This window comes from Massilia putida (assembly GCF_001941825.1).
GTDB classification, from domain to species: domain Bacteria; phylum Pseudomonadota; class Gammaproteobacteria; order Burkholderiales; family Burkholderiaceae_D; genus Telluria; species Telluria putida.
In genome coordinates, this window is sequence record NZ_CP019038.1 from 5371428 (window position 1) to 5386348 (window position 14921).

16 protein-coding genes are annotated in these 14921 nt (G+C 66.3%); 6 read left to right on the plus strand and 10 right to left on the minus strand.

Translation table 11 applies throughout. The annotated features are described in order from the left end of the window. Positions 1-2 precede the first annotated feature (2 nt). A complete protein-coding gene (locus BVG12_RS25985; protein ID WP_075794922.1) occupies positions 3-464 on the plus strand; it encodes a hypothetical protein in 462 nt (153 codons plus the stop codon). On the opposite strand, the gene BVG12_RS25990 is transcribed toward BVG12_RS25985, so the two are convergent. Next, positions 409-1566 carry an AraC family transcriptional regulator gene (locus BVG12_RS25990; protein WP_075794923.1) on the minus strand — a complete coding sequence of 386 codons (1158 nt, stop codon included), beginning with the start codon at positions 1564-1566 and terminating at the stop codon, positions 409-411. The two genes, BVG12_RS25985 and BVG12_RS25990, sit on opposite strands and share 56 nt — an antisense overlap. Positions 1567-1743: 177 nt before the next feature. Beyond that, positions 1744-2595 (minus strand): helix-turn-helix domain-containing protein, encoded by an 852-nt coding sequence (locus BVG12_RS25995; RefSeq protein WP_083685418.1) that lies wholly within the window; start codon positions 2593-2595, stop codon positions 1744-1746. A gap of 211 nt (positions 2596-2806) precedes the next feature. Here BVG12_RS25995 and BVG12_RS26000 point away from each other — a divergent pair, with 211 nt between their 5' ends. Genes BVG12_RS26000 through BVG12_RS26020 form a run of 5 tightly spaced genes read left to right on the plus strand, consistent with a single transcriptional unit; the run spans position 2807 to position 7663 of the window. Further along, positions 2807-3568 (plus strand): C39 family peptidase, encoded by a 762-nt coding sequence (locus tag BVG12_RS26000; RefSeq protein WP_075796564.1) that lies wholly within the window; start codon positions 2807-2809, stop codon positions 3566-3568. A 20-nt stretch (positions 3569-3588) separates the two neighbouring features. After that, complete coding sequence (locus tag BVG12_RS26005) at positions 3589-4638, plus strand: porin family protein (RefSeq protein WP_075794925.1); 1050 nt, start codon at positions 3589-3591, stop codon at positions 4636-4638. Between the two features lie 10 nt (positions 4639-4648). Next, entirely contained in the window at positions 4649-6274 is a 1626-nt protein-coding gene (locus BVG12_RS26010; protein ID WP_075794926.1) for an OmpP1/FadL family transporter, read from the plus strand. Between the two features lie 21 nt (positions 6275-6295). Then, positions 6296-6850, plus strand: a complete 555-nt coding sequence (locus BVG12_RS26015) for a DUF2059 domain-containing protein (protein ID WP_156895743.1) — start codon at positions 6296-6298, stop codon at positions 6848-6850. A 24-nt stretch (positions 6851-6874) separates the two neighbouring features. Then, a complete protein-coding gene (locus BVG12_RS26020) occupies positions 6875-7663 on the plus strand; it encodes a cyclic di-GMP-binding domain-containing protein, MshE-related (RefSeq protein WP_075794928.1) in 789 nt (262 codons plus the stop codon). 144 nt (positions 7664-7807) lie between these two features. On the opposite strand, the gene BVG12_RS26025 is transcribed toward BVG12_RS26020, so the two are convergent. From BVG12_RS26025 to BVG12_RS26060, 8 genes are read right to left on the minus strand one after another with little or no spacing between them, the layout of a single operon-like run. Continuing rightward, positions 7808-8845, minus strand: a complete 1038-nt coding sequence (locus BVG12_RS26025; protein WP_083685825.1) for a hypothetical protein — start codon at positions 8843-8845, stop codon at positions 7808-7810. Between the two features lie 5 nt (positions 8846-8850). Continuing rightward, complete coding sequence (flgL, locus tag BVG12_RS26030) at positions 8851-9762, minus strand: flagellar hook-associated protein FlgL (RefSeq protein ID WP_075794930.1); 912 nt, start codon at positions 9760-9762, stop codon at positions 8851-8853. A gap of 11 nt (positions 9763-9773) precedes the next feature. Further along, complete coding sequence (gene flgK / locus BVG12_RS26035) at positions 9774-11144, minus strand: flagellar hook-associated protein FlgK (RefSeq protein WP_075794931.1); 1371 nt, start codon at positions 11142-11144, stop codon at positions 9774-9776. A gap of 45 nt (positions 11145-11189) precedes the next feature. Further along, positions 11190-11525: a rod-binding protein gene (locus BVG12_RS26040; RefSeq protein WP_075794932.1), complete on the minus strand. Its 336-nt coding sequence runs from the start codon at positions 11523-11525 to the stop codon at positions 11190-11192. Continuing rightward, positions 11525-12682: a flagellar basal body P-ring protein FlgI gene (locus BVG12_RS26045; protein WP_075794933.1), complete on the minus strand. Its 1158-nt coding sequence runs from the start codon at positions 12680-12682 to the stop codon at positions 11525-11527. Before BVG12_RS26045 ends, BVG12_RS26040 begins: the two co-directional genes overlap by 1 nt. Before the next feature lie 7 nt (positions 12683-12689). Continuing rightward, the gene (flgH, locus tag BVG12_RS26050) at positions 12690-13361 is read right to left on the minus strand and encodes a flagellar basal body L-ring protein FlgH (RefSeq protein ID WP_075794934.1); all 672 of its coding nucleotides are present in this window, start codon (positions 13359-13361) and stop codon (positions 12690-12692) included. 2 nt (positions 13362-13363) lie between these two features. Further along, complete coding sequence (gene flgG, locus BVG12_RS26055) at positions 13364-14149, minus strand: flagellar basal-body rod protein FlgG (RefSeq protein WP_179966241.1); 786 nt, start codon at positions 14147-14149, stop codon at positions 13364-13366. A 35-nt stretch (positions 14150-14184) separates the two neighbouring features. Further along, positions 14185-14910 (minus strand): flagellar basal body rod protein FlgF, encoded by a 726-nt coding sequence (locus BVG12_RS26060; protein ID WP_075794936.1) that lies wholly within the window; start codon positions 14908-14910, stop codon positions 14185-14187. Between the last annotated feature and the right edge of the window lie 11 nt (positions 14911-14921).

Below are 14921 nucleotides of genomic sequence, written 5' to 3' on the forward strand. Positions count from 1 at the left end.
GCATGCGACTGCGCCTCCTCGCCCTGATCCTCCCTGCCTTGTTGTGCCGGGCAGCGTGGGCGGGTCCGCAGCCGCTCGCGGACGAAGAACTGGCGCAGGTGCGCGGCGCCGACGGCATCAGCTTCGCCGTGCGCCTGCAGTTGAACCGGCCGAACGACGGCAGCATCGGCGACAGCCGCCTGACCATCGGCCAGACGGTCGACGGCCGCACGACGTACACGGTGCTCAAGAATGTCGGCGGGCTGATCCAGATGGTGGGCCTGAACATCAGCCCGCAAACGGCGGCGGACGGCACGAATTACCTGGCGCTGACCTTGCCGGCGTACACGCGCTTCACGGATGCCGGGTTCGAGTCGATCAGCGTGCAGGCCGATCCGCGCGCGCCCGTGACGCAGAGCCTGGGCCAGGTCACCCTGAACGGCGACTTGCAGATGCAGGGCCAGTTGCGCCTGTGGTCCCATTGACGGCGGCCTGGCCATGGGCGTTCAACCGGTCTTGCTGGAACTCGCCGGGCGCCTTGCCGAACCAGCGCAGGCAGGCGCGGTGAAAGGCGCTGGGATCCGCGAAGCCCAGCTTGTAGCTGAGGTTCTTGACGCTGATGCGGTCGCTGCCCAGGTATTGCTGGGCGATCGTACGCCGCACCTCGTCGACGAGGGTCGAGAAGTCGGTGCCTTCGTCGGCCAGGCGGCGCTGCAAGGTGCGCTCGCTGATCGCGAGGCGCCGTGCGACGGCATCGCGCAGCGCGCCGCCCTGGTCGATCATCGCCGGCAGCAGCTCGCGCACGCGCGCGGCCACGCTCGTGCGCTCGGCTTGCGCGAGGCGCTCGTCGAGCAGGCGGAACAGGCCTTCCGCGGCGAGCGGGTTCGCGGTCGGAATCGGTGCCGTGATGTCGGCATTGGCGAATTCGAGCGCGTTGGCGGGCGCGCCGAAGCGCACCGGGCAGCCGAACCAGCGCGCGTACGGCGCCGTGTCGACCGGCGCCGGGTAGGCGTATTCGACGAGGGCCGGCTTGAGGTCGGGCCGGCTGCCCACGAAGCGCATCGTGGCCAGCAGCAGATTCCAGGTGAAGTCGTAGCGCGCCTGCGGCACGGTGCGCGCGCCGCCGACGAGGTTCAGGCCCACGCGCACGCGGTCCGCCTTCGGTTCGATGGTGGCGCGCACGACGGGCGACACGAGCGGCATATAGCGCGTCAGGCTGTCCGCCGCCTGACGCAGGGTAGGGGAGGCGAGCATCAGGTGGCCCAGCACGCCGAGCCAGCTGAGCGGGTCGGGCGCGAACACGCGAAAGCCGATCAGCGCGTCGCCGCTGGCGGCCGCGAGGCTTTCCCAGAGCATGCTGAACTGGTCGGACAACGCGAGCAGGTCGGCCGCGCGCTGCCCTTGCGTGCCGTGCTCGAACCACTCGAGGCCGGCCTTGGCGAACAGGGCGTCGACGTCCATGCCCTCGGCGCCGAGGCAGGCCTTGATGCGTTGCACCACGTCCGTGGCGGACAGGTACTTCACGCTGGCGACCGCGTACGTGCGGACGCGTCCTGCGCTGGTCTCATGCTTGGTCTCCTTACGCATTCATCGAGTGGCCCAGGGTTCTTTTGCCGAGGTGCCGTTTTTTATTATGTGTGCATGCGAAATCCCAACGCTTCGGAAAATGATCCCATATTTATCAAAATACGCTCATTTTCGATAGGCAAGTTTTTTTATTTGATGCAACGCAACCCGACCGTTTTCGAGCGAGCGGCGCAGCGTTCAGGCGCGCGCCTGCTGGCGCGCACGAGCGGGAGTGATGCCGTACGCCGCCGCGAAGCAGGCCGTCATGTGACTCTGGCTGTTGAAGCCGCATTGCGCCGCAACACGGGCGATCGAGAAGCTGGTGCGGGTCAGTAATTCATGCACCCGTTCGAGGCGTAAACGCAACACATAGCGATGCGGCGTCATCCCCATCGCTTCCTGGAAGATGCGGCGGAAGTGCGATTCCGACACGCCGGCGCGCTCGGCCAGCTCGGCGTTGGACAGTTCGCTGGACAGGTTCTGGCCGATCCATTCCAGCACGCCCTGCAGGCGGCCGAGCTGGAGGGCGTCCGGCGGCAGGTGCCGGCCGGTCTTGCCTTCCAGGACGCGGCAGGCCTGCTCGATCATCAGCGAGGAGGCCCGCTCGATGAAGCCCGTGTTCGGCGTGCTGGTGCGGGCGACCTCCGCCAGCACCTGCTGGGCGGCGGCATGCACGAGCGGGTCGGAAAAGGTCGGTGACTTGGCGCGCGCAGCCAGCAGGCGCTGCAGCTGGCGCACCATTTCGTGGTTGGGGTCGAGGAAGTGGAACATCGCCATGTCGATCGCGCCGAAGAAGCTCCAGCGGCTGGCAAAGCCGGGCTGGAACACCGTCGCGGCACCGGCGAGAAAGTCGAAGGAACGGCCCGGGTTGCGCCCGGCTGTTGCGCGCGCGCCACCCATGTGGCACGCCAGCACCATCGAATCGAGCGGCGGGACTTCGCAACCGCCCAGCTGGAAGATGTAGCGTTCGGCCCGCAGCGGCACGCCGCCGATCTCCACGCTGATCACCGGCTCTCCCAATGCATTGCTGATCCTGTCCCAAGTATGCATGGTGCTCCAACCTCGATGAGCGATTTTTTATAAAAACGATAGCGTTTTATAACATCGCCCGGCCTTGCCTGCATCCAGAATATAGAAAAAGTGCAATAAACGTGGCCAAGACACCACGTCGGGCACTGCATGAAATCCAGGCATCCGGACGCCACGCATGCGCACGGAGCAGGGCCACAAGGGGCTGCATGAAGCGTCCCAGGGAGACACCATGTTCACATTCCTGCTGGGGATCCTCGCGGTCCTCGTGGGCGGGGCCGGCGTGCTTGCCAAGCACGAGGCGCAGGACCGTCCGCTCGACCATTTCGACCTGCCGACGACGATGTCCGTGGCCGCCACGGGCATACCGAACGTCGCGATGGAGCCGTTCTCCGAGCTCAAGTACAAGAACATCGTCCACCAGGCCTACGACTACAGCTGCGGCTCGGCGGCCCTCGTCACGATCCTCAAGTACCACCTGGGCATCGACGTCACCGAGCAGCAGTCGATGGAAGGCATGATGGCGTTCGGCGAGAAGGACAAGATCATCGAACGGCGCGGCTTTTCGCTGCTCGACATGAAGCGCTACCTCGCCTCGATCCAGGTCGAGAGCGCCGGTTTCCACGCCGAGATGTCGGACCTGCTCACGCTCGATTCGCCGGGCATCGTGCCGATCGACTACGCGGGCTTCAAGCACTTCGTGGTGCTGCGCGGCGTGCGCGGCGGCCTCGTGTTCCTGGCCGATCCGTCGGCCGGCAACATCACGTTCTCGGTCGAGGAATTCGCCACCCTGTGGGACCGCAACACGCTGTTCATCGCGTATCCGCCGAAGGGCCATCCGCCCGCCCTCAAGCTGGCGCTGGCCGACAACGAACTGGGCGTGGTCGACATGGACCGCATCCGCGACCGCGGCCTGCAGCGCCCCATCGACACGCAGCTGGCGAACGAGCGCCTGTTGAACGGTTTCGGCGGGATCTCGATCCGCAAACAATAGACCCACCACGAAGGACCACCATGAAGATTTCCACGATGCTGGCGCCGGCGCTGGCTGCCGCCGGCCTGTTCGCCCAGCTGCCGGCACTGGCGCAGGACACGGCGAGTTCCTCCACGCTGAATGCCGCCACGGCCGGCACGCCGCCCGCTTCCGCCGACGCGGTGCGGGACGCGCTGGCGAAGAAGGAGGGCGACGCCGACAACGCGACGCTGCTCAAGGAAACCCTGACCGCCGTCGACAAGCAGTACTCGCTGCTCCGCAAGGGCAAGGTGCAGGTGAACTACGAACTGGGCTACACCTACATCGGCCAGGAAAAGATCAACACCGACCTGTCGTCCGGCACGGCGACACTGTTCTCGATCGAGAACACGAACTCGCACACGATCACCAACACGATCATGGCGGACTACGGCGTGCTGAACAACCTTACCGCGAACGTGACCCTGCCCATGATCAGCCGCTATTCCGATTCGGCCGGTTTCTCGGGCGTGTCGCACACGATCGGCGACGTGGGCCTGGGCGTGCGCTGGCAGCCGCAGGAAGTCAAGCGCGACGAGGTCGCGTACACGATCACGGCCGGCACGCGCCTCGCGACGGGCACCAGCCCGTACAAGGTCGACGTGCAGAAGGGCGTGGCCACCGGCTCCGGCGTCAACAGCTTCAACCTCGGCGCCAACATGACGCGCATCGTCGATCCGGTGGCGCTGTTCGGCTCCTTCAACGCCGGATACGGCCTGACGGCCAAGCACCTGAACCAGCAGCTGTACGGCGCCACGCTGCGCCAGGTGAAGCCCGGCGCCAGCTTCGGCTTCGGCCTCGGTTTCGCGTATGCGCTGTCGTACAAGATCACGACGTCGTTCTCGTTCCAGGAATCGATCCAGGCCCGCTCCACGCTCACGTTCGACAATAACGCCAGGGCGCAGACGCAGACGCAGAGCGCCGGCATCCTGTCGATCGGCGCGGGCTACCGCATCTCGCCCAAGACCACCGTCAACGTGACGGTCGGCGCCGGCCTCACCGCGGCCGCGCCGAACCTGTCGCTGACCATGAGCCTGCCCCTGTCGCTGTGAGGCCGACGCCATGACCCCCGCGCCGTCGTCGACTGCTTTTCCCGCGCGCCGTCTCGCGTGCGCGCTGGCGCTGGCCGGCCTGGCGCCGGGTGCGCATGCCGGCGTCACCGACAACCTGGTCACCAGCCCCACCGCGATGGCGATGGGGAATGCGGTGACGGCCGACCCGCCCGGGATCGAATCGATCCACTTCAACCCGGCCGGCCTCGCGCGCCTGACGGGCACGCAGAAGATCGATTCCGTGTTCATGGCGGCGATCCGCAACCCGAACCATTTCGTGTCGGCGCCGGACATCGACATCGGCGGCTTCAAGGACGATCCGGTCAACGGCAAGTCGAGCGGGCCGGTGCGCCAGGCGATGGAGATCCCGTTCTACGGCATCCCCAAGGCGCGCCTGCCGGCCGTGCTGGTGCCGGGCCTCGGCGTGTCGTACAACGCGCCCGGGTCGCGCTGGACGTTCGGCACGATGGTCTACCTGTCGGCGGCGATGAGTATCGACCGCACCAAGGACCCGGACGATCCGGCCCGCTTCGACGGCCGCCTGGTCCAGCTGCAGCGCCTCGTGTACCTGTCGCCGGCGGCCGCGTACAAGGTCTCGGACACGCTCAAGATCGGCATCTCCGTGCCGATCGCATATTCCGCGTTCGCCATCAACACCGACTTCCGCGCGCCGAACAAACTGCTGGGCACCGTCGGCCAGCTGCAGAAGGCCGTCTGCCCGAACGGCAACGGCACCGTGATCGATACATTGACGTTCGGCCTGTGCGGCGGCGGTCCGGAAGGCATGGTCAACCCGTTCAAGCGCGCGGCCAACATCGACTTCGACCTGCGCGCCTCGTTCGACCCGACGGTCAACATCGGCGTGCTGTGGGAGCCGAAGTCGTGGTTCGCGCTGGGCCTCGTGTACCAGGGCGGCGCGCGCACGACCTATACCGGCTCGTACATGTTCCACAGCGACCCGATGCTGCGCAGCTTCGTGCGCGGCCTGCATTCCAGCCTGCTCGGGCCGGTCGTCGGCGCCGTCACCGGCATGCCGCAGGAGATTCCGGAATACCAGTCGGGGAACATGACGGCCAGGATCCCGTTCCCGTGGCGCGTGCAGGCCGGCATGAAGCTGATGCTGACCGACTACGTGCAGCTGAACGCGGACGTCAGCTATGCCGACTGGTCCCAGTGGAACGAGCTGACGTTCCAGTTCGACCGCAGCGTCAAGCTGCTCGAGATGGCGCGCCTGTTCGGCTACGCGAATTCGAGCCAGGCCACGTTCAAGATGGGTTTCCGCAGCGTCGTCAACTACAGCCTCGGCACCCAGTTGAACCTGACGAAGAAGCTCGCGCTGCGCTTCGGCTACGAGCCGCGCAAGAGCTCCATCCCGGGCGACAAGATGAGCCTCCTCGCGCCGCTGCCGGACACGAAACTCAAGAGCGTGGGCCTGCGCTACCGCTTCGACGACGGCGGGGAAGTCAACCTGACAGGCAGCTACATGAAGGGGACGTACAACATCCCGGCGCGCAGCGACTGCAATCTCAACTGCGACAATTTCTTCAACCTGATCTACAACCCTTATGCGGCCACCGACGTGTCCGGCAGCCTGATCGTGAAGTACGCGGGCGCCTCGTACACGCGGCCTTTCTGAATTTTTTTCGTGGAGATGACGATGTCCCGATTGATGTGTGTGACGATGGCCCTCGGTATCGGGCTTGGCCTGGCGGGTGGCGCGAACGCCGAGGGCATGACCGGCGTGCCGGCGTCCAAGCAGGCGCTCGTGCAGCGCGTGCTGGACAAGATGGGGCTGGACGCCGTCGGCCTGCAGATGCTGCAGTCGCCCGTGGCCGACATGCTGCGCCAGTCGCGCGTGGTGGTGCAGAGCCGCGTGCCGGCCGACAAGCAGGACGCGACGATGAAGGACATCACGGCGGAAGCGGCGAAGTTCGTCGAGCAGGAAGCGCCGGCGCTGCGCACGAGCACGCACGCGATCGTGCAGTCCAGCGTGGCGCCGCTGCTGGCGCAGAAGTTCAGCGAGGACGAGTTGAAGCAGCTGGCGGGCATCCTCGAGTCGCCCGTGCTGGCCAAGTTCGAGGGCATTGTGCCGGAGCTGAAGAAGGCGGTCGGCGAGAACGTCGCCAAGGCGAATGCGGCCCAGATCCAGCCCAAGATGACGGAACTGCAGAACCGCGTCGGCCTCAAGCTGCGCGCGGCCGTCGGGCAGTGATGACCACACCATGAGGAGACGGGGATGAGCGACTGGATGACACGCAGCACCAACAGGTCCCGGCTGGGCCAGATCCTGATCGAGAAGAAGCTGATCTCGCAGGAACAGCTGGACGCGGCAATCCGTGCCCAGGAACAGAGCGGGCGCAGGCTGGGCGAGATCCTGGCCGACATGAAGCTGATCACGCAGGCGCAGGTGCGCGGCGCCGTGCGGCGCCAGCGCAGCCTGCGTATGGCGGCGGCACTCGCCACGGCATTGCTCGGGCCGTTGCACGCCTACGCGGCGGTGGCGGCCGCGCCGGCGGCGGGCGTCGCCACGCGCATTGCCGGGGAGCGCGAAGGCGAGCGCGAATTCGGACGCGGGCTGCGCGCGCTGTCGGACGTTGAATTGAGCGACGTGACGGCGCAAGGCCGCAACGACGATGCGCTACGCGACCAGGCGCGCCAGGCCGAACTGCGCCTGATCGCCCTGGCCGCGCAGGGCGGCCAGCAGGGCCTGCAGACGGCCGTGCAACACGCGCTGCCGAATGACGGCGTGCGCGTGCTGGGCGAGCTGGCGGCGGTGTTCAATCCGCTCGCGCTGATGCTGTCGGCCGACACGACGGTGCGCGACGTCAGCTACGATCCCGCCAATTCGCAGGCGACGGTGAACAAGGACGGCTCGATCACGCTGCGCCTGCCCAGCACGATCGGCGAGATCAGCTTCCGCAACATCCGCGTGGGCAGCCATCCGGGGCCGACGTTCGGCAGCATCGAGATCCACGATATCGATCTGCGCGGGACGACCATCAGCGTCAAGCCGATCACGCGCTGAGGCCTCAGCTTTGCCGACGTCATCCCCGCGCAAGCGGGGATCCATACAGACGCTCCGACAGTCGCTAAGTTCGCGCTGACGGAAACTCGGCACGGATTCCCGCTGTCGCGGGAAAGACGTGCAATGCAAGCGGGTTTGTCGGGCTCAGCGCAGCCCGAGCAGCGCCAGCACGCGATCGCGGCTGACACCGACCAGCGCCGACGTCAGCGCCAGCAGCGACTCGTAGTCGGTGCTGGCCGCGGCCTTGGTGAAGTCGTCGGCGGCGAGGGGCACGTCCGGCGGCGGTGTTTCGGCTTCCGCCACCTGGGCACTGGCGGCCGACAGGGCATTGCTGGCGGCGACCTGCGAACGGCGCACGCGTTCCAGGGCCTGCACCACTTCGCGCAGGCTCTGGCGCAGTGCGTCGGCGTTGCCAGTGTCGGTGCTCACGTTCCACCTGTCGGGTGCCAGGTTGGCCGGCACTTCGTCCGTGGTCACGCGGCCGCGGCCGCTCATGGCGATGCTGCCCTTGATGGACGACCAGTCCGACTCCGAGGCCGAGAAGACGACTTCGCCTTTATCGTCCAGGCGCGCACGTACGCCCATCGGGGCGAGGGCGCGGTCGAGGGCGCGGGCGACTTCCTGGTTCGACTGGTCCGGTTCGATGTTGACGGACATCTGCGGGCCGCCGGCGCCGCCGACCGAGAACGAGATGCTCTGCGGTGCGTTCTTCTTGAGCGTATCGATGTCGAGGCCGCGGATGCGGAAGCGCTGCGTGGCCGGCGCCGCCGAAAAATCCAGATTGCTGTCGACGCTGGCGCCGCCGTTTTGCCGGCGCGCGGACAGCGTCTCGGCCAGCTGGCGTACCTGGGCCTCGAGGTGTTGGCGCGAGCCGTTGCGAGTGCCGGCCAGTTTGGCGGTCAGCTCGCTCTTCAGGGTTTCGAGCTGAGTGGCCACGCGGTCGAGGTAGTCCAGCGCCTGCTGGGCGCGCGCCACCTGGTCCTGCAGGCCACTGTCGAGCCGCGCGGCGCTGCCGTTGGCGCGTAGCGGCACCCCCGTCGTCGGGGACGCGGCCGCGGCGGCCGCGCTGTCGTCGGGGCGCTCGGTGGTGCGCGCCGGAAGCAGTCGGGACGATGCGTTCGTCCGGGTGCCGAGGGTGCCGCCGGTAGCGCCGGCGGTCGTGGGACGTAATGTGGTATCCATGACCATCAGAGCGCCGAGAACAGGGACAGGTTACCGATCTTGCTGTAGGCCTTGTAGCTGGCCTGGAGTGCCGTCTGGTAGCCGTTCAGCTCAATGGCGGCGGAGCCGACGTCGAGCTGGCCGATGTCCAGGATTGCCGTCTGGTTCGACAGGCTGACGTTCTCGTGGTTGGCATCGATCGTCTTCAGGATGTTCTGCTGGCCGCCGATGACGGCGACCTTGCCCGAAACGAGGCCCATGGTCTGGTCGAACCCGTCCAGGTTGGCCTTCAAGGTATTGCGCACGGCCGGATCGTTGGCGTTGACGCCGCTGGCCGACAGCGTGTTGATCGTCTGGTCGAGCTCGTTCAATAGTTTTTCCAGCCCCTTGACATTCTGGTTGCCCACCTGCGTGATGCCGTTGCCCACCACGACCAGCTGGTCGTTCGTGTTACCGGCATAGCTGTAGCGCGAGCCGAGAGGGGCAGTGGCGTCGTAGGCGATCGGGGCGGTGCCTGTCGCGGTGCCGGAAAACACGTGGCGGCCTTCCTGGTCGATTGCATTTGCCGAATACATCAGGCTGTCGCGCAGCGAGGTCAGCGAGATGACCATCGCGTTCAGGTCGTTCGGCGTGTTGGAACCGTCCGACGCCCACACGAGCAGGTCGCGGCCCGAATGCATGTCGTTGACCATGTTCTGCAGGGAGCCTTCGTTCTTCGACAGGCGAATCTGGACAGCGGCGATGTTGCTGCGATACTGCGCGATGGTCGCCTCCTCGCGCTTCAGGCGCGACAGGCGCACGCTGTCTACCGGATCGTCCGACGGCACCTGGATGCGGTTGCCGTTGGCCATCTGCTGTGTGACATAGGTGATGCGCTCTTGGTTCGTCTCGAGCGACTGAGTCATCATCGCCTGGTATTGACTGGTGGCGATACGCATGCTGTTCTCCCTTAACCCATCATCCGCAAGGTGGCGTCGAACAGCGCGTTCGCGACGGACATCACCTTCATGTTGGCCTGGTACATGTTCTGGTATTCCACAAGGTGCACGGCTTCCTCGTCCTGGTTGACGCCGCTCGTCGACTGCCAGTCCGCTTCGGACTGGGTGCGCATCGTCTGTGCAGTGGCCAGCGCACTCTTGTTTTGCTGGCTGTCCACGGCGAGGCGTCCTACAAGCTGGGTGTCGGCGTCGCTGACCATCACGGTGCCGATCTTGGTCAGCGTGATCGACTGGCTCTTAATGTCGACCAGTTTTTGCAGGTTACCGGTGTCACCGGGCGTACCGTCGCCGGAAAACGCGAGGTCCGAGGTCTGGAAGCCATCCGCCACCTGCAGCATGTTCGACGTGCTCCCCGTGTTGTAGACAAACAGCGGCTTGCCCGGGGTGCCGTCCATGGCATAGCCGGCCTTGAGCTGGGTGTTGACCTTGTCGGCGATCTGCTGGGCCATGTCGGCCACGCCTTGCTGCAGCGGCAGCAGCGTGTCCTGTTCATAGGCCGACAGCCCGCCCAGCTGGCCGCCGGCCTTGGTCGTGTCGAGGTCGAACGCGGAGCCGGCGAACGTCAGGCTGAAGGTCTGCGCAGCGCCGCCGCCGACGGACAGCTTGCCGGCCACGCCACCCAGCACGAGCGACTGGCCCGTCTTGAGCGAGACGTTGCGGGTGCCGTCCGGTTGGTCGCTGACTTCCAGGCCCATCTGGGTCGCCAGGCTGTCGATGGCTTGGTCGCGCGCGTCCACCAGGGTCGAGGCATTGCTGCCGGTGGCATTAGCGTTCGCGATCTGGGCATTCAGCGACGCGATCGATGCGATCGTGCTGTTGGCCGAATCGACCAGCGCGCTGCGCTGTTGGCGCACGGATTGCAGCTGGGCGTTGAAGACGTTGTTCAGGCTATTGAAGCGTTGCGACAGCAGACCAGCCGCCGTCACCACCTGCTGGCGCAGCGGGGTTGACGTCGGATCGACGCCGGCTACCGCATTCAGCGCAGAGAAAAAGGCGTCGACGCCGCTCGACAGGCTGGCCGTGTCGTCGCCCATCACCTTTTCCAGCTGCGTCATATAGGGCTGGGTCTGCGAGCGCGCACCCAGGTCGGACGCGCTGCGCCACAGCTGCTGGGTCTTGTAGCTGTCCGAGAACCGCAGCAACTGGGTCACGTGAACCCCGTTGCCGGCCTGGGCCGAGCCGGCCGCCGGTGCGACAGCGGTCAGCAGGGCAGATTGGCGCGTGTAACCCTTGGTCTGCAGGTTGGCGATGTTCTGGCTGCTGGCCGACAGGGCCAGTTGTGAAGCGACCGCTCCGGACAGGGCGTTGTTCAGGATGCTCATCGTGCGAGTCTCAATTGTGCGTGATCAGTATTAACAGGCGACCGTTCACGACGACTTATTAAGGGGGGCCGGCAATATCTGACGCAAAATCGCATCGGCGACGCCAAAGGCACGCTGGTGGGCCATATTTCCTGCCAACATGTTGTCCACCATGTCCGTCATGTCTTGGTTGACTTTGTCCTTGGTCGGGCTGTCGTCCGGGGCGATGGCGCGCGTGCTCTCGCGCATCTGGTGCAGCATGTGCGAGATGAAAAAGCTCTCGAATTCGATGGCGGCCTTGGTTGCTTTGGCAACATAAGCCTTGTCGGCCGCGGGGGCCACTTTGTCCTGGTCCGCGGCCTGGTCCGGCGTGCCCGGATCGATGGCATTGACGTTGTTCATCAGATCACCACCAGTTCGCCTTCGATTGCGCCGGCCTGGTCGAGCGCCTGCAGGATGGCCATGATGTCGTCCGGCGAGGCGCCGAGACTGTTGACCGTGTCGATGATGGTCTGCAGGCGGGCGCCGGCCGGCCAGTGGAACATCTGGCCCGAGCCCTGGTCGACGGACACCTTCGATTGCGGCGTGACCTGCGTCTGGCCCCTGGAGAACGGTCCCGGCTGGCTGACGGCCGAGCTTTCCGAGATCACGACCTTCAGCGAGCCGTGGGTGACGGCGGCCGATTTCACGCGCAGACCGTCGGAAATCACGACGGTGCCGGTGCGCGAGTTGAATACGACGCGGGGCACTTCCGCGCCCGCTTCCACCGCCATGTTCTCCAGCTTGGCGACGAAGGCGACGCGCTCGGTCGGGTTCGTGGGCGCCACGACCTCGACGCTGGTGCCGTCGGCCGTGGTGGCGACCTGGCCGAAACGGCGGTTGATGGCATTGACGACATTGGTCGCGGTGTCGAAATTCGGATGGCGCAGGCGCAGCAGCACGGCCGGACGGGTGGCGAAGTCAGTCGGGATTTCGCGCTCGATCTGGGCGCCGTTCGGGATGCGGCCGCCGGTCGGCGTGTTCACCGTCACCGACGAGCCGCTCTTGCCGGCCGCGGACAGGCCGCCGACGACGAGGTTGCCCTGGGCCAGCGCATACACTTCATTGTCGGCCGCGCGCAGTTGGGTCAGCAGCAGGGTACCGCCGCGCAGGCTTTTCGCATCGCCCAGCGACGAGACGGTCACGTCGATCGCCTGGCCGCGGCGGTAGCCGGGCGGGAACACGGCCGAGACCATGACGGCGGCCACGTTCTTGTTCTTCGCTTCCTCGCCCTCCGGCAACTTGACGCCGAACTGCTTCAGCATATTGACGACCGATTGGCTCGAATACTTCACCTGCGTGGAGTCGCCGCTGCCGTTCAGGCCGACGACGAGGCCGTAGCCGACGAGCGGATTCTCGCGCACGCCTTCGACGCTGACGAGGTTGCGCAGCGGTTGGGTGCGGGCGAGGATGGCCGTGTCGGGGCTGACGGCGGCGGTCTTCGCCACGGGGGCGGCGAATGCCGGCAGCGCCAGCAGCGCGGCCAGCGTCAGGGAAGCGAAACGTAAAGTTCGGGTCATGTCGTCCTCAGAAAGGCATGAACGGACCGGTGAAGAACCGGGTCAGCCAGCCGGGGGTGTTCGCGTCGGCCAGCGTGCCCTGGCCGGAATAGGCGATGCGGGCATTGGCCACGCGCAGCGAGGACACCTGGTTCTCGTTGTCGATGTCGGCCGCGCGCAGATAACCCTTGATGCGCACGTATTCCTCGCCCTGGTTCAGCTGCAAGCGCTTTTCGCCGGCCACGCGCAGGAGGCCGTTCGGCAGCACTTCCTGCACGAGCACGGTGATGGCGCCGGACAGCGCGTTCTGCTGCGTGCTGGTGGCGTCGCCGTTGAAGGTGCGGTCACCGGCGATGTTCAGGCCGGTACGGCCGAAGGTCTTGCCGAGCGCGCCGATCGGCGTGACCGATGCGGAGGAGCCCTTGTTGAAGCTGGTCCCGGCCTTCTTGCTGGCCTGGGTCGTTTCCTGCAGCAGGACGGTGACCACATCGCCCACGCGGAACGCGCGCGCGTCCGAGGTCAGCGAGACGGTGTCGGCGCTGAACACGCCGCCCCCGATGCCGGCGCGTGGCGCCTGCGCTTTCGGCAGGGCGAGGACGTCGTCTTCGGGAACGGGGGTGTTCAGGGGGACGTGCGACGTGGCGCATCCGGTCAGCACGAGGCTGGCCGCCATCCCGGCGGCGAGGGCGAAGCGTTTCATGGTCAGCGGGAAGCCTGGGACAGGTATTGCAGCATGTTGTCGGCGGCCGACAACACCTTCGTGTTCATTTCATAAGTACGCTGGGCGGCGATCATGTCGACCATCTCTTCGACGACCTGCACATTCGAGCCTTCCAGTGCGCCCTGCTTGATCTTGCCGAAAGCGCCGTCGCCGGCCTTGCCTTCGTTCGGGTTGCCGCTGGCCGCCGTTTCCTGGAACAGGTTCTCGCCCAGCGCTTGCAGGCCGGCCGGGTTGACGAAGGTCGTCAGGGTCAACTGGCCCAGTTCGGTCGGGGCGATGTTGCCCGGGATGGACGCGCTGACCATGCCGTTCTCGCCGATCGTGATCGAGGTCGCGTTGTTCGGGACGGTGATCTGCGGCACGAGGGGCAGGCCCTGGGCATTGACCAGCACGCCGTTCGAATCGACCTGCAGCTGGCCGGCGCGGGTGTAGGCCGGCTGGCCGTCCGGGCGGCGCACCTGCAGGAAACCGTTGCCGTTGATCGCGACGTCGAGCGACTGGCCGGTGGTCTGGATGTTGCCGTTGGTGAAGACCTTCTGCGTGCCGACGATGTTCACGCCGTTACCGAGCTGGACGCCGTTGGAGACGGTGTTGTCGGCCGTCTGGGCGCCCGGTTGCTTGCCGACCTGGTAGAACAGGTCTTCGAAGACGACGCGGTCGCGCTTGAAGCCGACCGTGTTCACGTTGGCCAGGTTGTTGGCGATGGCTTGCAGTTTCGTATCTTGCGCCTGCACGCCGGTCTTGCTGATCCACATTGCTGGATTCATGGTTTCTCTCTCCTGATTCTGTTAGGGACGTGCGGTTAACCGGCGATCAGCTTGTTGCCCGCTTCGTTCATGCCGTCGCTGGCCTTGAACAGGCGCATCTGCACCTCGAAGCTGCGGTTCAGGCTCATGGTGGCGACCATTTCCTCGACGGCCGAGACATTGCTGCCTTCCAGCGCGCGCGGGCGGACCTTGACGCTCGGGTCGGTCGGCAGGTTGGCCCCGTCGCGCGACACGATGAGGCCGGCCTCGTTCTTCGTCAGTTCGGCGCCCGTGGCGTTCACGAGACGCAGCTTGTCGACGACCTGCATCTGCTTGGCACCTTCGGTCAGCACGGAAATCGTGCCGTCCGTACCGATCTCGACCGCGGTGTGCTGCGGCAGGACGATCGGGCCGCCTTCGCCCATCAGCGGATGGCCGTGCACCGACAGCGCGCCGTCCGAACCGATTTCGATTTCGCCCGAGCGGGTATAGGCTTCGCCGTCGCCGTACTGCACGGCGAGATAGCCCTGGCCGCCGATCGCGACGTCGAGCGGGCGGCCCGTTTCGCGCACGGTCCCGGCGCGGGTCGAGATCATGTCGGCCTGCATGGCCGACATGTGGCGGTCGTCGTAGCCGAAGCCGCCCAGCTGCTGCTGGGTCGCCACTTCCATGCTGGCGCGAAAGCCGGCGGTGTCCAGGTTGGCCAGGTTGTTGGCGTGGACCTGCTGCGAGCGCATCAGGCGCTCGGCGCCCGAGACGGCGGTGAAGATCAGTTTATCCATGGGTCGTCAGG